Source organism: Faecousia sp. (assembly GCF_048519415.1).
Lineage (GTDB): Bacteria > Bacillota > Clostridia > Oscillospirales > Oscillospiraceae > JAZOXB01.
The window spans coordinates 1-21,845 of the sequence record NZ_DBFZUT010000029.1; the positions used below are offsets into that span (position 1 = coordinate 1).

A 21,845-nucleotide genomic window follows, 5' to 3' on the forward strand; every position below is an offset into this window, starting at 1 on the left:
TCTCCCGACTTGTCATTGCGAGGGCGCTTTGCGCCCGTGGCAATCTCGCAGAACCGGGGTGGATAACAGGACACTTTCGGCGAAAACGTAACTGCCTTCCCGAGATTGCCACGTCGGCCTGCGGCCTCCTCGCAATGACAAATCGGAGGCTGTTGCCATTTTGACGGCGGTTTGTACGGACTGCAAGTGCGTCGCCGGGAGCGGCATGCCGCTCCCCTACATTGGCCGGTACCGTTTTAACGGTGGACGGTACAAATCGCAGTGCCGGGCCGGGCTGTCCCCTCCCCAACATTCGCTCCATCTCCATCGGCTAATCTCGCTGAATTCAGTGGTGTTTTTCGAACAAAATGCAGTGATTTTCCCCACTTGATTTCTCTTTCACCTGTGCTATAATGTTAGCGGTAAAACTCTGCGGCGGCGCATTTTCGGGAAGAAAACACCGTGCCCCGCAACGATAGCGGCATGCGGCCCTTCCACTGCCCGCACTGCCGAAAATACAAAAAAGGAGTGTTTTCACAATGGCTCTCGTTACCAGTACCGAGATGTTCAAGAAGGCCTATGCCGGCGGCTACGCCATCGGCGCCTTCAACGTCAACAACATGGAGATCGTGCAGGGCATCACCGAGGCCTGCGGCGAGCTGAAGGCCCCCGTCATCCTGCAGGTTTCCAAGGGCGCGCGCGCCTATGCCAACCACACCTATCTGGTGAAGCTGGTCGAGGCTGCCGTCATCGAGAACCCGGATATCCCCATCGTCCTGCATCTGGATCACGGCCCCGACTTCGAGACCTGCAAGAGCTGCATCGACGGCGGCTTCACCTCCGTCATGATCGACGGCTCCTCCCACAGCTTCGAGGACAACATCGCCCTGACCCGCAAGGTCGTCGAGTATGCCCATGACCACGGCGTCGTCGTCGAAGGCGAGCTCGGCACCCTGGCCGGCATCGAGGACGAGGTCAGCCACGCAGTCGGCTCCTACACCCGTCCGGAAGAGGTCGAGGAATTCGTCACCAAGACCGGCGTCGACTCTCTGGCCATCGCCATCGGCACCAGCCACGGCGCTTATAAGTTTAAGCCGGAGCAGTGCACCCGCAATGCCGACGGCATTCTCGTGCCGCCTCCCCTCCGCTTCGACATCCTCGAAGAGGTCTCCCGCCGTCTGCCTGGCTTCCCGATCGTCCTGCACGGCTCTTCCTCCGTGCCCCAGGAGTATGTGAAGATGATCAACGAGAACGGCGGCAACATGCCCAACGCCATCGGCGTGCCGGAAGAGGAGCTGCGCCATGCCGCTCAGCTGTCCGTCTGCAAGATCAACATCGATTCCGACCTGCGTCTGGCCATGACCGGCACGATCCGCGCCTACTTCAACGAGCATCCGGATCACTTCGACCCGCGCCAGTACCTCAAGCCCGCCCGCGCCAACATCAAGGCCCTCGTCGAGCATAAGCTCAAGGACGTCCTCGGCTGCGCCGGTAAGGCCTGATCGAACCCAAAAAATCTCCGGGACTGCAAATCGCAGCCCCGGATTTTTTGCGCTTCCGGAAGGCCCCCAGCTCTGTCATTGCGAGGGCACTTTGCGCCCGTGGCGCCCTGAGCGCGAAGCGCGAGGAAGTGCCCTTGGGGTGCAATCTCGGGAAGGCACCCCCCGATCCGTACCGGCCGCCGTTAAAACGGTGCTGGCCCCCCGATTTGTCATTGCGAGGAGGCCGTAGGCCGACGTGGCAATCTCGCAGTACCCGGCCGGATCGTGGGAAAGCCATCGGCGAAATCGCAACTGCCTCCCCGAGATTCCCACGTCGCTTCGCTCCTCGGAATGACAAGTCGGGGGTGCGTGACATTTTCATGGTGGCCTGTTCCGAACGGCAGTGCTGCGCCGGGCTAGGCTGTCCCCCACTGCAAAATGGGAACCTCGAAATTTTCTGCACAGAATCAGCGCAAATTGTGCATAAAAAAGGCAATGCCCGCTGCGTTATGCACAGCGGGCATTGTAGGAAACGGGATTTAGCCGAGCTTATAGAAGGTGATAACGCTGCAATAGCCGGAGCTGGTCAGGTTGTTCGTAGAATACACACGGAACTGCGCGGGATTGTTGTCGCGCATGAACAGCTGACGCGATTCGCTGAAGGCAACCGAGGCAGTGCCGCTGCCGCAGGTGAGCGTAACGTCGGAGCCGGAGTCAGTCAGCGAGATGCTGGTGCCGCTGCCGCCGTAGGTCATCTGCTTGCCGTCGCTGCTCTCCAGAACGAAGGTACCTTCCGTGGAGCCGGCCTTCACCGTCCAGACGATGTCGGTATCGGACGTTGCGACGGTGTTGTCCTTGACGGTGATTTCCTTCGCGCACAGGGCATTTTTCACAGTGGCGGTGTCGTTCGTGACAGCGTAGTTCTTGTCGTTGTAGGCCGCTGCAATAATGATCTTATCCCCGGCAGCGATGCTGGTCGCGACGGTGTAGGAGGAAGTCCCCGTACTGCCGCCCGTGTATTTCTTGCTCAGGTTGGCGGTGAGGGTGGTCAGCTCGGCATCGGTGAGGCCCAGCTCCTTGAAGAAGTCGGTGGCCTCCTGCTTGAGGTCGGCGGTCTTCAGATCCTCGACGCCGAAGGCGGTCTGCAGGGTCTTGACGATGTTGGAGCGGAGGATGGCATCGTACTTGGCAGGCTCGGCTTCCTTCGTCACGCCGTAGTAGTTGTAGTAGGTGACCATGTAGTCGGCGACGACCTCGTCATACGCTGCGCCCATGTAGCACTCGAGCAGGGCGGAGACGAAGCCCGCGCGGTCCTTGCCCTCGGTGCAGTGCACGAGGTACGGGCCTTCGTGGGTGGTGAAGTAGCGCAGGCCGGTGGCAAGGCCGGTCTTGAAGTCGGCGGCGGTGAAGTCGACGCCGAGATTCAGGTAGACGACGTTCTGCTTGGAATAGTAGGTGGAATCAAAGCCTTCGTAGCCCTTCGCGGTGGCCTCGTCGTTGGCGAGGTTCATGAAGGTCTTGACGCCCGCGGCCTCGGCGGCCTTATCGGCATAGGTGTTGCGGCCGATCTTGGGGTTGATGGGGCTGGAGGAGCGGTACAGGGCGTTCTCGCCCATGCCGGTGGTGGCGACGTTGCGGAAGTTCGCGAACTCGGCGTCGGACAGGTCCTTGTAGTCCTCGCGGTTGTTCGTGCGCTTGAGCTGGTGGATGAGCCACTCGTCATAGTAGCCGCCCTTTTCGCCCATTTCGATGGTCACGACGGCGGGGATGTTCGTCTCGGCGGCGTAGTACCACTCATAGGTCTTGTCTTCGTAGGTCTTCTTCGTGGCGATGCCGTTCTTGCCGGCGAAGTCGCCCATGTTGATGGCGAGGGTCAGATGGCCGTCAGAGTTGCAGAGGATCGTGCTGCCCTGATCGACATCGGAGTAGTTCGTGCCATAGGGGACGGTGAATTCCTTACCGTCCACGGTGATCTTCAGAAGATCGCCATATTCGAATCCGGCCTTGTCAAGCTCGGAGCCGGGGATCGTCAGCTCGAGGTTGCCATACTTGGCGATGGACTGGACATAGCCGTGGATGCGGGTCTCGTTCGTCTTCAGCTCGTTCACAAAGTAGTTAACGGAGCCGTTGTTGACGGTGGAAATGGTGTATTCGGTCGTGCCGTAGAAGCTGTAGGAGTGGCCGTCTGCATAGGTGTTCAGCGTGGCGGAGCCAAGCGTTTCGGCAACGGCGGAGGAGACGGAGGGAGAAACTGCCTCGTCGTTCGTGGCCCAGATGACAAGGGAGTCGCCGGTATAGTTCTCGGCGGCCTTTTCGACCAGACCGTCGGAGTACTTCTCGAGGTCGGCGAACCATTCCTTGCTCAGCTGCTGGTGCTGGCCATACTTGGTGGTGAATTCAGCGTAGCCCTTTTCGTTGGCCTCGGCCTTCATGGTGTCCCAGTTCTCGGCGCCGTCAAACAGGTTCTTCAGGTCGGTGAGGTCCTCCGCCGGAGCGACGAGCTCGATGGTGGAGAAGCTGTACTTGCCCTCGGCAAGCAGCTCGAGCGTGATGCGGCCGCCCATGGAGTAGCCGAACGCACCGATGCGGGTCTTGTCGACGGCGTAGTTCTTGCAGACGTAGTCGATGACGTCCAGAACGTCGGCCTTCATGTTGGTCATGGTATTGAGCTGGAAGCTCTCCTTGCTCTTGCCGCAGCCGGGGAGGTCCAGCGTGGCAACGACGAAGCCCTGCTCGGCAAGACCGTTGGAGATCTTGTCAAAGCCCTCAAACTCGTTGTGGTTGCCGCCGTGGCCGTGGATCATGACGACAAAGGGGAAGCTGCCGTCGGCCTTGTAGCCCTTCGGGGTGGTGATGTAGGCGGGGATCTCAGCGCCCTCACGCAGCGTGGAAGGGACCAGCTTCTCGGTCGTGGCGGCCGGCGCGGGTTTCCCCGCGCCGGTGTTGACGTACATGTCCATGGCAAACAGCGCTTCGTTGCTGCTGTTGACATAGTACATGCTGAAGTTGGAATACTGTGCGTACCACTCCACGCTCTTCGGGTCGCCGGAGGAGCCGGTGGCCGTTGCGCTCTGGAGGTAGATGCAGCCGTCCGTGGCTGCCGGGGCGATCTTCCAGACGGGGTTATCCTCCTGGTCGAAGCCCATGCTGTTGTAGGTGCCGCCGTCGGACTTATTGCCGATGGAGAGCTTTGCGCCGTCGGCGCGCTTCAGGAAGAAGCCGCCCTCGGTCATTTCGACCGTCCAGACGAGCTCTTCGTTATCGGTGGTCAGGATGCCGTTGACCGGGGCGACATCGACGCCCGCGCGGTTGAAGGTGCTGCCTTCGGAGTTCGCAGCGGACATGGCTTTGCTGACGGAGCGATTGACGAACACGACCTTCGCGCCGTCGACCAGCTCGGTGCTGAGGGCGTATTCATTGTCCTTCAGCTCGGGGACGTCGGGCTTCTCATTGACGACGGTGATACGGCCCTCGCCCGCGAGGTTCTTGTACTGCTCGCCGACATTGCCGCCGAGGGAATCGACGATGTAGTCGATGAGGACCTGGTTGTCGATCTTGACCTCGTCCTGCAGGAGCTTGTTGTCCTGGAACATGTTGATGCCGTCGCCGCCGGACTTGAGCATGTAGTTATGGGAGGCGAGGGTGTAGGTCTTGGCGGGGTCGATCGGCTCGTAGGTGTTGGTGGTCTGGTTCAGGACCTGAACGTCCTGCACGCGGCGCGCGCCTTCCACGGAGACGAAGGAGCCCTTGTCGTCCGTCTTGACGGTGGATTCCACGGCGGTGTTGATGGTGTACTTCATGCCGGAGACCTGCAGGAAGCCGCCCATCTCGCCGACTGCGTTATAGACCTTGTTGCCGTGCTCATCGACGGACTCGGAAACATAATCGGCCATCGTGTTGCGGGAGGCCATTTCCAGCGCATCGAGGATCTCCTGACCGGTGGCCTCCACGACGCAGGCCATGTTGCCATAGGGATGGACCTTGATGATCTGGTTGTAGGTGATGTCGCCTGCGGGGATGTCGGCGCGGATGCCGCCGCCGTTTACGATGGCGATGTCAGCGCCCAGCGTGACGCGGTAAGCATCGGCGCACAGGTCGCCGAGGTTCGTCTCGCGGTTGCGGATGGCACGGGCCGTGCCCTCGGGGTTCTGAGTGGTGAGGTCAACGTCCGTGTGGGCGACGACCTTGTTCAGCAGGGTCTGGAACTCCGCGACGATCTTGTCGACGACTTCCTTCGTCTTGGCGTCCTTTTCGATCTCAAGGTCGCTGATGAGCTCGCTGTGGAGCTTGCCGTCGGCGCTGATGGTCAGCTTGCCGAGGTTGTTCAGCTTCGTGCCCGTGGAGGAGAGAATGACGTCCTTGCCGTCCTTGCTCTTGACGATCTCCTGCGGGATGGTGCTGTGGGAATGGCCGTCGAGCACGGCGTCCAGGCCGGTGGTGTTGGCGATGACGTCCGTGGAGCGCCACGGCTCGGAGGACTCGTCGATACCGAGGTGTGCGACGGCCACGACGTAGTCGGCGCCGTCCTTCTTCGCGGCGTCAATGGTCTTCTGCACGGAGTCGTACAGGTCCTTACCGTCGTTGCCCTCGGCGAAGGTATAGATGTAGTTGCCGTCCTTGTCCTGGAAGTAGGTCGGCGTGGACTTCACGAAGCTCTCCGGGGTGCTGATGCCGATGACGGCGACCTTCTTGCTGCCGAAGGTCTCGATGGCATAGGGCTTCACACCGGCGATGGCGGTGCCGTCCAGTCTGGCAAAGTTGCAGGACAGGTACTGATACTTTGCGGCCGGGACGATGGTGTCGAGCAGCTGATCCATGCCGTAGTCAAACTCATGGTTGCCGAACGTGGCATAGTCGTAGCCGGCGGCATTCATGACCTCGACGATGGCTTCGCCGTGCGTCAGGGTGGAGATGGCCTCGCCCTGGATGGCGTCGCCTGCATCGACCAGCAGGCTGTACGGGGTCTTGAGGTTGTTGCGGTACCAGGCGACCTGCTCATACGTCAGCGTGGGGGCTGTGCTGGAGCCGCCGGTGATGTTCGCGTGAACATCGTTGGTGTAGAGGATCACGATGTCGTCGGCCTTCGTGTCATGGAGCTTCAGGTAGCGCTCGATGATGGCGGCGAACTGGGCGCGGGTGGCGTTGTCCTTCGGGGCGAGCTTGCCGTCCTTGCCGTTGATGACACCGGTCTCGACGGCCCACTTCATGGCGCCGGCGGCGTAGTCATAGACCTTGCCGACATCCGGCCAGCTGCTCAGGTCCTGCTCGGAGGCGGCTTCGCCTGCGTAGCGCCAGATCATGGTGACGAGCTCTTCGCGGGTGATGAAGCCTGCGGGGTCGAACGTGCCGTCGCCGCGGCCGTTGACGACCTTCTGCTCTGCGGCCCATGCGATGGCATCACGGTACCATGCATCCACCAGATCGGTGAAGGGGGCCTTGGCGGTGGGAGCGGGCTGACCGGCGATGCGCCACAGAACCATGGCAGTTTGCGCGCGGGTCAGATTCGACTCCGGTTCGAATGTCGTTGTCGTGGTGCCGTTCATCAGTCCGTTGTCATAAACGTACTGAACGTTCGAAGCAAACCAGTCGGTGTCCTTCACATCCGTGAACGGGCCGACGTTTGCCGCAAACGCAAACGGCAGCACACCTGCGATCATGGCAATGACCAGCAGCATCGCCACGAACTTCGTGCAAATGTGTTTCATGATTAGAGATCCTCCTTCTAATTTCCAAATAGGGAGCTTTTTGTCCCCATGGTATGAATATTTTAACAAGTTTCCGGGAGCAATGCAAGGGCGCCGGGACGCTTTCTCCACTTTTGCAGGCCAAAAGCAAAATATCTCGCTTTCCATAATTTTTTTGTTCAGAAAGCACAGGATTACCTCGATTTTTCTACGGTTTCTGTACATAATAGTGCACAATCATCGCAAAAGTTTTTGCGTTCCGCGCGGCTGCTGGCGGCATTCCGGCCGGGCGGCGGCCGCGCGTGAGGCGGCCGTAAATGTCTTTTTAGATGCGCCGCCCTGTATACGGACGGACGCGGCGGGACGAATGTGGCGGGACGAATGTGCAAATTGGTGTTGCAATCCGGGTAAAAACTTGGTAAAATAGATATCAGGGAAGGTATACCGGAAGGTGCCGGGGCCTTCTCATAACCGGCGCGGCCGGAAGAACAAAGGAGGATCATCCGATGGTCAAACTGATCATGGGGCTGAAGGGTTCCGGCAAGACCAAGCAGCTCGTCACCGACATCAACGAGGCCGTAAAGAACGAAACCGGCAGCATGGTCTGCATCGAAAAGGGCACCAAGCTCCGTTACGATATTGATATCCGCGTTCGCCTGATCGACTATCAGGAGTATTCCATGGGTACGCTGACGTTCCTGAAGGGCTTCATCAGCGGCCTGCATGCGGGCAATTTCGACATCAGCCACATCTTCATCGACAGCTTCTATAAGCTCGTCGAGGATGCGGGCGTCGCCGAGGTCGAGGACTTCGTCCTGTGGTGCGATAAGTTCGGCGCCGCGAACAACATGTCCTTCACCGTCGTCGTCTCCGAGGACCCCGAGAAGGCCACCGAGGCCATGAAGGCCTACCTCTGATCGCTGCAGGGCCTGCCGCAGGGGCCGCTCCCCTGCGGCGGCTTGCCGCGCCGCAAAAAAAGTGCTTGACAAACGGAATCAAATGTGGTATCCTATATAAGCACTTGGGGCATTGCCCCTCATTTCATATCGCGGAGTAGAGCAGTTGGTAGCTCGTCGGGCTCATAACCCGGAGGTCGCAGGTTCAAGTCCTGTCTCCGCAACCAAATCTGTTACCGTTGTTGATACCATATCAGCAACGGTAATTTTTTATTTTCCACCGTCTGAGGAGTGGTTTTTGCGAAAAGCAGGGCTTTTCCCGAACATTCCCGGCCATCGGCGCAATGTACGCCCGGATTTGCTGCGGCCATGATGAGTCTCTCCGGAACTTAGCAAAACGGCAATCGTTATAAGAGTAGAAACGATAAATGATTATTATCCATATAGAAACCCGCTGAAGGCTGAATGCTACTCTGAGCCTTGGACGAGTTTTCGCTTATTACCGTGGGACAGAAAGGACAAAAAGGACAGAACCGGGCTGGTATTCTCAGTAATTCTTGATACCCTTATTATCTCACAGGCGCCGTTGCTTTCACAGGACGTCATTTATTATGCGCTTACGTTATCATTTACGAAGTTTCCGTACAAAACGAAAGTGCACAGAAACTTGACATCCCCTGCCCATAATTATGGATTGTTACGGCTTGACTATGATGAAATATTCAAAGTCTCTTTGCTGATTCGGAAAAATTTGCTTGAATCAGCAAAGAGACTTTGACTTACTTTGCACATTGAACATCGGTATCACCTGATTCATCAAAGAGCCATCCGAATCAGCAAACAAAATACCAAAGTGCAAACAGCAAAAACTGATTGCGCTATTGCTTGATCGAAAGTGTGCCTCAGAAATCTGACTCCACGAAAATATTATCTGAAAACTGGAACGGAAAAAGTTTTTTAATGCGGATTACAATAGAAAAAATCAATATTTTTAGGAAAACATTCATAGTGTAATATCAATATTCCTTGACAAAAATTGATTTTGCGGATATTATATTGAAAAAGGAGCTGATCTCAATGGCGATTACAACAAAAGAAAGCATCCTCAAAGTTCTGAGTGCTTATAATCCGTGGTGGAAAACCGGGACAGTTAGCCCGCAGATGTCAAAAACCTACAAGAGGTTTGCATTCCACGAAGCGATGAAGCGATTGACGGATAAAGGAATTCGCCGCTCTGTGGTTTTGACCGGGACGAGACGCGTTGGAAAAACAACCATCCAATACCAAATGATCGAAGCGCTGTTAAAGTCAGGTGTGGCACCGCAGAAAATTGTTTTTATTTCTTTGGATCATCCTATGCTGAAGCTCAGCCAATTTCAGGATGTTCTGGAGTGTTATCATGAAAATATCTATGCAGAGCAGGATGCCTATTACTTCTTTGATGAGGTGCAGTACGCACAGGACTGGGATCGATGGTTAAAAATCATTTATGATACACAGCCTGAGACCCGTGTTGTTGCAACCGGTTCTGCGAGTCCGGCGTTGATGAAGGGCAGCAGAGAAAGTGGTGCCGGCCGTTGGACCGTTATACAAGTCCCAACGATGTCTTTTTATGAGTACTGTGAACTGCTGAATCTGGATCGCCCCAATATTGCCTCCGATTTGAAAGTAACAACATTGCTCCACAAAAGTCAAATTGAGCGGACTCAAATTATGATGCAGCTTTCCAAGGTTCAAAATCATTTTATGCGGTATTTGCAGGTTGGCGGTTTTCCGGAGTTGGCATTGGCTGACAATGATTTGATGGCGCAGCAGATCATGCGAGAAGATGTTGTGGATAAAGTTCTTAAGCGTGATCTTCCCTCACTGTACAATATCCGTAACGCAACGGAGCTGGAGAGAATTTTCTTATACCTCTGCAATGTATCTTCGGAAATTGTATCGATTGAGGCAATTACGAAAGAACTGAACGGTGTATCTCGCACAACTGTAGAAAACTATATTCAGTATCTGGAAAGTGCAAATTTGATTTATCAGAGTTGGCCGGTTGATATGGCAGGGAAAAAGGTATTAAAGGCGCGTCCTAAAATTTATATCGCCGATGCGGCAATTCGGAATGCTGTTTTGATGGATGATTCTGTTTTGACGGACCCTGTTGAGATGGGAAAGATTGTTGAAACGGCTGTTTACAAGCATGTCGCAGCGTTTTATTATCAATATGCTACTTCGGTGGGCTATTTTAGAGGTGGAAAAAAGGGCAAAGAAATTGATATTGTGGTGGACTATCCTAATACGAAAAACATCCTCATTGAAGTTAAATACAGAGAAGGTGCGCCAATTGCGGATGATGATGCGATCGTAGAATTGTGTGAGGAATCGTCGGCAGCAATAATTATAACCAAGAATGCGGACGATTACGGAGTTCATAACACAAAGTGCGGTAAAGATCTACTACGAATTCCTGCATTTGCGTTCCTTTATTTGCTTGGGAATGCAGAAAAACATGGATATCGCGGAATGGAACAATAAAATAGGTTATATTCTGTCCTTTCTGTCCCCATTGTCCCGGTGCATCAGGACGAACGCCGCAAAAATGCACCACGCCTGCAAAGCATGGTGCATGGTATCCACGAACAGTAGATTTGCCATATCGAGTGGTCATTAGGGATTTCACCTGTGGCCACTCGATTTTTTATTCTGGTACGGTTTGATGCAGGGAGCAGGCAGTGGTCCAATGCCACTAAGTTAACGACACTGTTTTCAAATGTAGCCCAATGCTGGGCGGCGCTCGTCCGAGGGCCACTGGTTCGGGACACAAAAGGAAATCTGTATCATATCGCGCCGAAAGAAAAAAAGCCCCGCCTGCACAAGCAGGCGGGAAAATTTTTGCTCTCTTTTGTGTTCGGGAGTTTTTCTCCATCCCCCGGCTTACATGGCCGCAGCCTCGGGGCTGCGGAGCTGGAGCTGCAGGCGGTCGGCGATGAGGGCGATGAACTCGCTGTTCGTCGGCTTGCCCTTCGTGTTCGACACCGTGTAGCCGAAGAAGCGCTGCAGCGTCTCCAGGTCGCCGCGGTCCCACGCGACCTCGATGGCGTGGCGGATGGCGCGCTCGACGCGCGAGGGCGTCGTGGCGAACGTCTTGGCCACCTGCGGATAGAGCACCTTGGTGATAACATCCATGTCATTGACGGCAATCAGGATCGCCTCCCTGAGATACTGATAGCCCTTGATGTGCGCAGGGACGCCGATCTCGTGAATGATCGAGGTGACCATGGACTCGATGTTGGCGTTGCGCTTTGCTGCGATGGCGGGTTTGCGCGAAACGGCGCTCTCGCAGATCTCGTCGAGACGCTCCACGACGGCACGGCAGCTGCATGGTTTCAGCATGATATATTGCACGCCGAGCGTCATAAACATTGAAGACACATATTCCGTTACGAACTCCACCAAAACCAGAAGCTTTGGCTTTGGATCCAGCCCGGCCGCTGCCTTCAGCACGGACAGGCCGTCCGCCTGCGGCAGCATGAGGTCGACGACCAGCAGATCCGGTTTCAGCTCTTTCAGCAGGCTGATGGCGCGAACGCCGTCACAAGCCGAGCCGACCACGGAATACCGATTCGTCTGCTTCAGGGCAACGCCGAGCTTCCCACAAAACTCTTCGCTGCCGTTTGCCAGCAGGACCCGATACATTTTTTCCATGTAACAACTCTCCTCCTCGTAGATTCTCTCATTTCCGCATGGATGTACAAGCGGTGCTTCTAATTTAACATATTCGGCCCGCTTTTGCAATGACTTTCCCTGAAAATGTCTGCTTTTTCGTCGACGTTCTTCGACAAACATGCGGAAACGGCAGAAAATATGATACTCTAAGAGGAAAAAGGTGAAAAAATATTCTTATTCACGGAATTACCGTGAGACGTCCCGTTATTCCGCGTGATCGGTCGAATTTTCATTGCGCTGGCTGAGCCAGATCAGCAGCACGGCAATGTCCGCAGGCGAAACGCCGGAGATACGCCCGGCCTGGCCGATGGATCGCGGGCGGATGTCGGCCAGCTTCTGCCGCGCCTCGAGGCGCAGACCGGCGATGGAGGCATAGTCCGCATCCTCCGGCAGCAGGCGCGATTCCTCGCGGCGGAACGCCTCGATCTGCTGCTCCTGCCGCTGCAGGTACCCCGCATATTTTACCCGGATCTCGACCTGACGCGTCACGGCCGCCGGAAGCTCCGGCCGCTCCGGGTCGAAGGGAGCAAGCTCTGCATAGTGCAGCTCCGGGCGGCGCAGCAGGTCCGCCAGCCGCGCGGAGCTGACGACCTCCGCCGAGCCGCGCGCCTGCAGAAACCCGTTCAGCGCCGGACCGGCGGGCACGCCGGTGTGCTCCAGCCTGCGCTGCTCGCGCCGGACGGCCTCGTATTTCTCCGCGACGGCCTGTGCCTGTTCGGCGGGGATGAGGCCGATGCGATAGCCGATGGGCGTGAGCCGCTCGTCGGCGTTGTCCTGTCGGTGCAGCAGCCGGTATTCGCTGCGCGAGGTCATGATGCGGTACGGCTCCTCCGTGCCCTTCGTGACGAGGTCGTCGATGAGGGTGCCGATGTAGCCGTCCGAGCGTTTGAGCACCAGCGGCTCGCGCCCGAGCAGCTTCAGCGCGGCGTTCACGCCCGCCACAAAGCCCTGCACGGCCGCCTCCTCATAGCCGGACGTGCCGTTGAACTGCCCCGCGCCGTAGAGGCCGGGCAGCTTTTTGCACTCGAGCGTCGCGGAAAGCTCCGTCGGGTCGATGCAGTCATATTCGATGGCGTAGGCCGGGCGCAGCATTTCGGCGTGCTCCAGCCCCGCGATGGTGTGCAGCATGGCAAGCTGCACCTCCTCCGGCAGGCTCGTGGACAGGCCCTGCAGGTACAGCTCGTCCGTCCCGAGGCCGCACGGCTCCAGAAAGAGCTGGTGGCGCGGCTTGTCGGCAAAGCGGACGATCTTCGTCTCGATGCTCGGGCAGTAGCGCGGGCCGACGCCGGTGATGGAGCCGTCGAACAGCGGGCTGCGGTGCAGATTCTCGCGGATGACGGCGTGCGTGCGCTCGTTTGTCCACGTCAGCCAGCACACGGCCTGATTTTTCGGCGGCTCACGGGTGGAAAACGAGAACGGCTCCGGGTCGTCGTCGCCGCGCTGGACCTCCATTTTCGAGAAATCGACGCTGCGCGCGTTGATGCGCGGGGGCGTTCCGGTCTTGAACCGGCGCATCCGCAGGCCGAGGGCGCGCAGGCACTGGCTCAGCTCCGGCGCGGGGCGCAGGCCGTCCGGCCCGGAGTGCAGGACGCACTGCCCGGTGATGACGGTGCTGTCGAGGTACGTCCCGGCCGCGACGACGACGGCGCGCACGCGGTATTCCGCGCCGAGCTGCGTCACGACGCCGCTGACGTGTCCGTCCTCCGTCCGGATCTCCGTGACGGCGGCCTGCTTGAGATAGAGGTTCGGCTCGCGCTCGAGCAGGCGCTTCATGTGCTCCTGATAGCGGCGGCGGTCTGCCTGCGCGCGCAGGGAGTGCACGGCCGGGCCCTTGCCGCGGTTGAGCATGCGGTACTGGATGCAGCAGGCGTCCGCCGCGCGGCCCATCTCGCCGCCGAGGGCGTCGAGCTCGCGCACGAGATGGCCCTTGCCCGTGCCGCCGATGGCCGGGTTGCAGGGCATGTTGCCCACGGCGTCCAGATTGATCGTGAACACGACGGCTTGCAGCCCCAGCCGCGCGGCCGCGAGACCGGCTTCGATCCCGGCATGGCCCGCGCCGATGACGGCAATGTCATAATTTCCTGCAAAATAGCTCATTTACGCTCATCTTTCTTTCAAATCACAGCGGTGACTGCTTGATCTTTGCATAGCGGCGGGGATAGGCCGGGGGCGTCGGGCGCTCCTTGCGGATGACGATGACGCAGCGCGGCGCGCCGTCGATGTCGTAGGTCTCCGTTTTTTCCACGCGGCCGCCCAGCCTTGCGATGCCGCGCTTCGCCTCCTCCAGCTCCTCGGCCGCAGCGGCTGCCTTCATGGCAAGGAAGTATCCGCCCGGCTTCACGAACGGCAGGCACAGCTCCGCCAGAATGTTCAGCCGTGCCACCGCGCGGGACGTCGCGATGTCATATTGCTCGCGTGCCTTGGCGGCATAGTCCTCCGCGCGGGAGCAGACGCACTGCGCCGGGACGCCCATGTCCCGCAGCGTTGCCTCCAGCCACGTCACGCGCTTGCCGAGGCTGTCGAGCAGCGTCAGGTCGAGGCTCGGCTCGCCGAGCTTCAGCGGCACCCCGGGGAAGCCCGCCCCGCAGCCGACGTCGATGACGCGCTTGCCTGAAAACGGCACGATGCGCAGCAGCGCGAGGCAGTCGGCAAAGTGCAGCTTCGCCACGGCCTGCGGCTCCGTGATGGCCGTCAGATTCATAACGCGGTTCTGCTCGAGCAGGCGCGCGCCGAAGTCGCACAGCTGCTCCGCCTGCGCCGCCGTCAGCGGCACACCGAGCGCTGCGCAGGAATCCAACAGGGTTTGCAGCATATTACGATACCTCCCGGTAAACCTGAATAACAATGCCGAGGTCGCAGAACGTCGCCCGGCCGGGGACCTGCAGCACGCGCACGGTGTCATACACCATGCCAAGCGCCGCGACGGTGCAGCCGGCGCTTGCCATCGCCACGGGCCAGAACCACACGAGCGGCACGCGCGCCAGCGCGAACCACAGCGCCGCACCTACGAGCACGGGCGGGAGCAGCCGCACGGCAAGCACGGCGGCGCGGCTCAGCTCCGCATTCGAGCCGACGCACGGGCGCCGCGCAAAGATGGAGCAGAACGGGGTCATCCGGCCGAACAGGGCCAGCAGCGGCCACGGCAGCAGATAGAGCACCCACTGCGCCGCGAGCGACACGGCGATGCTCTCCCCAATGGCGAGCAGCCACCTGCGCTGCCCGCCTTCGACGATCGGCTCCATCGCGGCAAGGCCGCGCCATTTCCAGAGCGCGGCAAACAGGCCGATGACCGCGAGCGCGGAGAGCACCCGCAGGATGCGCCGGTGCCCGCGCTCCATGGAGAGGGAAATTTCCTCGATCTTTTCTTTCATATTCGCTCACTTTCCGACGCAGAAACGCTCAAAAATGCGATTTGTGATATCCTCGCGGACCGTCCGCCCCGTGACCTCACCGAGGGCGGCCATGGCCTCCTCCACGTCCGTGAGCACGGCGTCCGGCGTGACGCCGAGGCAGAGGCCGGTTTTCGCCCGTTCGATGGCGCGGGAGGCGCGGTCGAGCGCGCCGAACTGGCGCGGGTTGGTCAGGAGGGAGCCGTCACAGGCGTTTTCGCCGAGGAACCAGCCCTCGAGCAGGGCTGGCAGGGCGTCCAGCCCTGCGCCCGTGCGGGCTGAGACGGTCAGAACGGTGTCAAACGGCAGCTCGTCCGGCGAGACGGCGGCGGGCAGGTCTGATTTGTTGCACAGGGCCAGACTGCGCGGGGCGCATTTGGCCGCTTCGATGGCGCGGCGGTCCTCGTCCGTCAGGGGCTGCGAGGCGTCGCAGACGAACAGGGCCAGCTCCGCTTCGCGCGCGGCCTGCTCCGAGCGGGCCACGCCGAGGGCCTCGATGGCGTCCCCGGCCTCGCGGATGCCGGCTGTGTCCGTCAGGCGCAGCAGCACGCGGCCGACGCGCACCGGCTCCTCGACGGTGTCGCGCGTCGTCCCGGCGATGTCCGTGACGATGACGCGGTCATAGCCCGCCAGCCGGTTCAGCAGCGACGATTTGCCCGCATTCGGCTTGCCGAGCAGCACGGCGCGCACACCCTGCCGCAGGTGGCGGCCCTTTTCGTAGGTTGCAAGCAGCTCCCGCAGGGCCGCGCCCGCGCGGTCCAGCGCTCCGCTCAGCTCCGCCGCGCCGAAGTCCTCGATGTCCTCGTCCGGATAGTCGAGCACGGCGTGGAAATGGCTGCACAGGTCCGTCAGCCCGTCGTAGACCGGCCCGATGGCGCGCTTGAGCGCCCCGCCGAGCTGCCCTGCGGCGTTCGCGGCGGCGTCGGCCGTCTCGGCGTCGATGAGGTCGACGACGGCCTCGGCCTGCGTCAGGTCGAGCTTGCCGTTCAGGAAGGCCCGGCGCGTGAATTCGCCGGGTCCCGCCTGCCGTGCCCCGGCGGCCAGCAGCGACTCCAGCCCGGCGGCCAGCATGGCGGGCGAGCCGTGGCACTGCAGCTCAACGGTCTCCTCGCCGGTGTAGCTGTGCGGCGCGCGGCACACGACGCCGAGGCACTCGTCAATGACGCGCCCCTGCCGGTCGTGCAGCAGGCCGAGGACGAGACGGCGGTCCGGCGCGTCCGCAAACGGCTGCTTCGGGGTGAAAACGCTGCCTGTCAGCGCGGCGCAGCCGGGCCCGGACAGGCGGAGAATGCCGATGGCGCAGGGCGCGCGCCCCGTCGCAATGGCAGCAATGATGTCAGACATGATGTGATCCTTTCGGTAAGTGCGGGAAATGAGGCAAATGGATAATGGAAAGCGGAAAGCCGCACGAGGCTTCCTGCCATGCGTTGTAGGGGAGGGGACAGCCCGGCCCGGCGCAATGCTGCCGATCCGAACAGGCTGTTGATAAAACGAGGATGGCCCCGATTTGTCATTGCGAGGGCGCTTCGCGCCCGTGGCGCCCTGAGCGCGAAGCGCGAGGAAGTGCCCTTGGGGTGCAATCTCGGGAAGGCACTTGCAGCCCGTACAGGCCGCCGTTAATACGGCATGCACCAATTGCGTCTGTAGCGGCGCTCACTGAGCGCCTTTGGCAGCTGCAGGTATTGCAGCAGTGATTCAGCGGCGCGAGGCTATCAGAATTGTCATTGCGAGGGCGCTTCGCGCCCGTGGCAATCTCGGGAAGGCAGTTACGATTTCGCCGGGAGTACCCTGTTATCCGGCTGTGTACCGCGAGATTGCCACGTCGCTTCGCTCCTCGCAATGACACGTCAGGGTGGTGCGGCGGTGCACCAGTGCCCTTGCGCGGTTGAATAGGCCCCTACCGGGCGCTCACAACCCGCAAGGGGCACGCCGCATCCGTAAGGCGGCAAAGCCGCCAACGGCTGCGCAGTGAGCGCCGCTACATTTTCTCTCGCGCGACGGCCTTGCGCAACGAGCGCCGCTGCAGTCAAATTTGGTGGCGATTGCGTTCGGCGGCACTCTGTGTATATCGGCAGTGCCTTCCCGAGATTGCCACGTCGCTTCGCTCCTCGCAATGACAATTCGGGAGCGGTTACCATTTTAACGGAGGCCTGTTTCGCTCGGCAGTGCGCAGCCGGGCCCGGCTGTCCCCGCCCCTACAGCGCGCTATCGATGTCCGCGCAAAAATTTATAAATTACAGCGCTTCCTTAAAATATGCCGCCAGATCCTGCATCCGTTTCTCGTCAAACGGCGAGGTCAGGCTCCCGTCCTGCAGCATGGCGAGGAACGTCGACTCCGGCGCGGCATACAGCAGGTCGCTGAAGGCCTTCAGACCCGCGCCGGGCGTTTCCTGCTCCAGCTGGTAAATTTGAAGGGCTGCGTCGTTCGAGACGCAGTAGCTGATGACATAATACGGCGCGGAGAAAAAGTGCTGCACGTCGATCCAGCTGCGCGCGGCCTGCTCCGCCGACGCCTCGTCAAACAGGCCGAAGTCCACGCAGCATTCCGCAAACAGCTCATTGAGCTTCCCGACCGTCAGCTCGCTGTCCGGCAGGGCATAGGCCTTGCACTCAAAGGCATAGTAGCACGCCTGCGTGAGGAAGGTCTCGAGCGAGTCATAGAGCTTGTACTGCCGCAGCTCTGCCGCGCGGGAAAAGCCCAGCGACGTGCTGCCGAGCGTCAGATATTCCAGCGCCTGCGAGAAGACCTCGGAGCAGTCGATGGAGAACGTCTGGTTGCAGTTCACATAGCCGTCGACAAAGTGGCCGAACTCATGCGCGGCCGTCAGCAGGTCCGCCAGCGTCCCCTCGGGCGAGATATAGATGTAGGGCATCTCGTAGGACTCAAGGTACGTTGTGTACGAGCCGGGCATTTTATTCGCGGAGCTCGTGATGTCATAAAGCTCGTAGGCATCAAGGAAGCCCATGGCCGTCTGCACCTCGCCGCCGAGCGTGTCGGCCGCCTCATGCAGGTGCTGCATCGTCTCATCGGCGGAAAGGGCGGAAAGCTGCATCGGCTCGGCCGCCTCCGTGTAGACGGGGGCCAGCTCCGTGCGCACGCGCTCGACATAGCGCTCGGCCTGTGCCGGGGTGTAGTCGCGGTAATAGAGCGCGTCATAGGCATAGTCGGCGTAGCTGCCGTAGCCCAGCCGCCCGGCAAGCTCCCGGCGCGTCTGGATGAGCTTGATGTAAATTTCGCCCGCCTGCGCGCCGTAGGCGTCGTAATACGCACCGAGGACCTCGTAATAGAGGTCGGCCGTCACGGCGTTTTCCAGCAGCTCCGAGACGGAGCGCACTGCGCCGTTCCACTCGATCGCCGGGTCGTTCTGCAGGGCGACATACTGCGCCTGCAGCTCGGATTCCTGCTGCAGGAGGGCGACGGTCCGGGCGTCGGAATACACGCCGTCCGAGTCGTAGGACGCAAAGAAGTCCTCGCCGAAATACTGCTCCTCGAGCGCGCTGCGCAGGCTGCTTTTGGCCATGGTCGTGTAGCAGTCCTCCATGGCCTTTTCCACGCGCGTCGTCTGGTCCGTGCACCAGGTGTACTCCGCCTCGTAGTAGCTGTCGCTCAGGTCGCGGGTGTAGCGCAGGTAGGCAAGCTCGCCCATGGTGTTGAAGAGCACATAGTCGTCATAGGCCGCGTCGAACTGATTGATGATGTCGGCCGCAGCGGCCTTGCCGCCGGTCGCGGATGCGCCGATGGACTTGAGCGTGCTGCAAAGGCTGTCGACGTCCGGCCGGACGTATTCGATGTCCGGCTCGGCCGTGTATTTCACGCGGGGCTGATATGGACGCTGGAACTCGCGGTACGAGATCGCGCCGTCCGAATAATCCGGGCGGGTATATTCGCCGCGGAAGGCGGAATAGAGGTCAAACAGGGGGCTGCAGCCCGTCAGCAGCAGCGACAGGGCCAGCAGCAGAGCAAAGCAGCGCTTTTTCATGCGTCGCCTCCTTCCCGGATGCGGCGGGCAATGGCCAGCAGCTCCGGATGATTCACGGCGTTGCCCATGGCGACGGAGCCGCGCTGCGTCAGGGCCAGCGGGCTGCCGTCGAGCTGGGTGGCGATGCCGCCCGCCTCCGTGACGATCAGGCCTCCCGCGGCATAGTCCCACGGACACAGCTTGCACTCAAAAAACAGGTCCGCCCGGCCCGCGGCCACATAGCAGCAGTCCAGCGCGGCCGAGCCGCCGCGGCGGAAATCGAGGCAGTTCGGCAGGAGCGCTTCGACGAAGCGGAGCGTCTCGGGGATGGTCTCGCGGTAATAGATGGCGCTGCCGAACAGCACGAGGCTGTCGTGGACGGCGTGCTGCGTGACGTGCAGGCGCTGGCCGTTGAGCCACGCGCCCTTGCCGCGCTGGGCGGAGAACATCTCGTCGTAATAGGGATTGTAGACCACGGCGTGCGTCACGACGCCGTCGACCGCCAGTGCGACGGAGATGGAGCTGTGGTGCAGGCCGCGGATAAAGTTCATCGTGCCGTCGATGGGGTCGACGATGAACAGCTGGCGCCTGCCCGCAATGTCATGCGTCGCGTCCTCCTCCCCGAGGAAGCCCGCCTCCGGCAGCAGCGTCATCAGGCGGCTGCGCAGGAATTCCTGCACCATGGGGTCATACAGCGTGACGAGGTCGACATGCGAGGATTTTTCGCGGATGCCCATGGCGGCATCCTGCGCCGAACGGACCGTCGTGCCCGCCGAGCGGACGATGTCCTTCAAACGTTCCAGAAGATGGATGTCCATAGTTTTTTCGCTCCTGATCCAGATTCTAAGGCGGCAGCGCACCCTCGGCCTTCACCGAAGGCTCTCACAGCATTGTGCGTCGCAGCCCTGATTCCAATTTATTATAATTTATCATACCATATTTCCCGGGAAAAGGGAAGAATCGGGAAGAAAAGAGTTTGCGGTGCGATTTCGCCGCCCGGACATGCAGGGTTGTCAATGCCGACATTTGCATCCTCTCCAGTCACTTGCCAGCCCTCTGCCCCGAGGAAAACCGTTCTGAGATTGCGATATCGCTCATCATAATAAGGAAATAACACCGCGATCGGATCGCGGTGTTATTTTTATAAACCACTATTCCAGCAGCGAAAAGCCCAGGATCACGACGCCGAGAATGACGAGAATAACGCCCGTGGCGCGGTTGAGTGTTTTGGCGCTGGCACGGTTGGCGATGCGCGCAGCCAGCCGGGCAAAGCCGAACGTAAAGATGATGCACAGGAAAAACGGCAGCCACTGCGGCGCGCCGCCGATGGCGAAGTGCGAAACGGAGCCGGTCAGGGCCGTGAACGTCATGATGAACACGCTCGTGCCGACGGCGGTCTTGAGCTCATAGCCCATGACGCCCGTGAGCAGCAGGAGCATCATCATGCCGCCGCCCGCACCGATAAAGCCGCAGATAAAGCCGACGATCGCGCCGCAGACAATGGACTTGATGATACGCGTGCGCTTCGGGATCTGCTGCATGTCCTCCTTCGTGGTCATCACCGGGCGGACGATGAACTTGATGCCGAGCAGTAGTGTCATGATCACGGAGAAATTGCCCATTGCAACGGATGGCACGAGGCTCGAGACAAGGCTTCCGACAACGGTGAATGCCAGCACCGTGATCATCATGACGAGGCCGTTGCGGATGTCCAGATTCCTGTTGCGGCCGTAGGTATAGGCCGAGACGGCGCTTGCCAGCACATCGGATGCCAGTGCGATGCCGACGGCCGTGTACGGCTCGATATGCAGGAATGTGACGAGCATGGGTGTGATGACGGCAGCGGCACTCATTCCGGCAAAGCCCGTGCCGAGACCGGCCCCCGCACCTGCGAACAGGCAGACGACGATGGTCAGGAGGAGCTGCATCGAATCACCCCTTCCTCGTCATTTCGACCGTTCTGCGGTAGGCGGCCGTGACGGCGTTCTGCACGGTATAGGAAAATCCGCCCTGCTCGAGCGCCAGAACGCCTTCGATCGTCGTTCCTGCCGGGCTGCACACGCGCATTTTCAGCACGTCCGGCGCTTCCCCACCCTGCAGGAGCATCTCCGCCGCGCCGAGCATGGTCTGCGCCGCCAGACGGCAGGCGTCCGGGTACGACAGGCCCGCGCGCACGCCGCCGAGGGCCAGTGCGTCCGCAAACTGGAAGCAGAAGGCCGGCCCGCAGCCCGAGATGGCGCTTGCGGCGTCGATCTGCGCCTCCGGCAGGGGCAGCAGCAGCCCGGCCTGTGCCAGAACGGCGCGGAAGGCGTTCAGCTGCGCGTCCGTCACGTTCTGCGCGGCATAGAGGATCGTGCCCGCGCCGACGGCTGCGGGCGTGTTCGGCATGATGCGGATGAGCGGCAGTCCCCCGCCGAGCATGGCGTCCAGCTCCCGGAGCGTCACGGCCGTCGCCATGCTGACGACGACGGGTGCATTCCCCCTCCGCGCCTGCAGCACGGGAGCCAGCTCTCCTGCCAGACCCGGCAGGCCCTGCGGCTTCACGCCGAGAAACAGCAGCTCGGCCGTTTCCGCAGCCTCCGCGTTCGGGCAGACTGTCCCGCCCAGCTCCTTTGCCAGCGCCGCGGCCTTGGCCGGGGTTCGGTTGGCAAGCAGCAGCGTGTGGCCGCCCTTCGCTGCGGCCCGCGCCAGCGCGCCGCCCATATTTCCAGTCCCGATGAATCCGATTTTCATGCGC

At 60.4% G+C, this 21,845-nt stretch carries 13 protein-coding genes and 1 tRNA gene; 4 read left to right on the top strand and 10 right to left on the bottom strand.

Features of this window, described 5'->3' with window-relative positions:
• Window positions 1–518 precede the first annotated feature (518 nt).
• On the top strand, window positions 519–1,481 hold the full coding sequence (gene fba, locus ACMKFF_RS03320; RefSeq protein ID WP_349135167.1) for a class II fructose-1,6-bisphosphate aldolase: 963 nt from the start codon (window positions 519–521) through the stop codon (window positions 1,479–1,481).
• 518 nt (window positions 1,482–1,999) lie between these two features.
• Here the strand turns inward: fba and ACMKFF_RS03325 are convergent.
• Window positions 2,000–7,165 (bottom strand): alpha/beta fold hydrolase, encoded by a 5,166-nt coding sequence (locus ACMKFF_RS03325; RefSeq protein WP_419496028.1) that lies wholly within the window; start codon window positions 7,163–7,165, stop codon window positions 2,000–2,002.
• A gap of 485 nt (window positions 7,166–7,650) precedes the next feature.
• Here ACMKFF_RS03325 and ACMKFF_RS03330 point away from each other — a divergent pair, with 485 nt between their 5' ends.
• From ACMKFF_RS03330 to ACMKFF_RS03340, 3 genes are all read left to right on the top strand, one after another.
• Entirely contained in the window at window positions 7,651–8,061 is a 411-nt protein-coding gene (locus ACMKFF_RS03330) for a hypothetical protein (protein WP_367927217.1), read from the top strand.
• Window positions 8,062–8,191: 130 nt separating this feature from the next.
• A tRNA-Met gene (locus tag ACMKFF_RS03335) sits at window positions 8,192–8,267 on the top strand.
• 850 nt (window positions 8,268–9,117) lie between these two features.
• Complete coding sequence (locus ACMKFF_RS03340; RefSeq protein ID WP_419496029.1) at window positions 9,118–10,569, top strand: ATP-binding protein; 1,452 nt, start codon at window positions 9,118–9,120, stop codon at window positions 10,567–10,569.
• Window positions 10,570–10,968: 399 nt separating this feature from the next.
• On the opposite strand, the gene spo0A is transcribed toward ACMKFF_RS03340, so the two are convergent.
• The 9 genes from spo0A to proC form a co-directional block, all read right to left on the bottom strand.
• A complete protein-coding gene (gene spo0A / locus ACMKFF_RS03345) occupies window positions 10,969–11,739 on the bottom strand; it encodes a sporulation transcription factor Spo0A (RefSeq protein ID WP_419496030.1) in 771 nt (256 codons plus the stop codon).
• Window positions 11,740–11,964: 225 nt separating this feature from the next.
• Window positions 11,965–13,857 (bottom strand): tRNA uridine-5-carboxymethylaminomethyl(34) synthesis enzyme MnmG, encoded by a 1,893-nt coding sequence (gene mnmG, locus ACMKFF_RS03350; RefSeq protein WP_419496031.1) that lies wholly within the window; start codon window positions 13,855–13,857, stop codon window positions 11,965–11,967.
• A gap of 22 nt (window positions 13,858–13,879) precedes the next feature.
• On the bottom strand, window positions 13,880–14,572 hold the full coding sequence (gene rsmG / locus ACMKFF_RS03355) for a 16S rRNA (guanine(527)-N(7))-methyltransferase RsmG (RefSeq protein ID WP_419496032.1): 693 nt from the start codon (window positions 14,570–14,572) through the stop codon (window positions 13,880–13,882).
• A 1-nt stretch (window position 14,573) separates the two neighbouring features.
• On the bottom strand, window positions 14,574–15,131 hold the full coding sequence (locus ACMKFF_RS03360; protein WP_419496033.1) for a hypothetical protein: 558 nt from the start codon (window positions 15,129–15,131) through the stop codon (window positions 14,574–14,576).
• A 6-nt stretch (window positions 15,132–15,137) separates the two neighbouring features.
• Window positions 15,138–16,493: a tRNA uridine-5-carboxymethylaminomethyl(34) synthesis GTPase MnmE gene (mnmE, locus tag ACMKFF_RS03365; protein WP_419496034.1), complete on the bottom strand. Its 1,356-nt coding sequence runs from the start codon at window positions 16,491–16,493 to the stop codon at window positions 15,138–15,140.
• Window positions 16,494–17,383: 890 nt separating this feature from the next.
• A complete protein-coding gene (locus ACMKFF_RS03370) occupies window positions 17,384–19,129 on the bottom strand; it encodes a hypothetical protein (RefSeq protein WP_419496035.1) in 1,746 nt (581 codons plus the stop codon).
• A complete protein-coding gene (locus tag ACMKFF_RS03375; protein ID WP_419496036.1) occupies window positions 19,126–19,926 on the bottom strand; it encodes an inositol monophosphatase family protein in 801 nt (266 codons plus the stop codon). Before ACMKFF_RS03375 ends, ACMKFF_RS03370 begins: the two co-directional genes overlap by 4 nt.
• Window positions 19,927–20,259: 333 nt before the next feature.
• Window positions 20,260–21,036 (bottom strand): sulfite exporter TauE/SafE family protein, encoded by a 777-nt coding sequence (locus ACMKFF_RS03380; protein ID WP_419496037.1) that lies wholly within the window; start codon window positions 21,034–21,036, stop codon window positions 20,260–20,262.
• 4 nt (window positions 21,037–21,040) lie between these two features.
• Entirely contained in the window at window positions 21,041–21,841 is an 801-nt protein-coding gene (gene proC, locus ACMKFF_RS03385) for a pyrroline-5-carboxylate reductase (protein ID WP_419496038.1), read from the bottom strand.
• Window positions 21,842–21,845 lie beyond the last annotated feature (4 nt).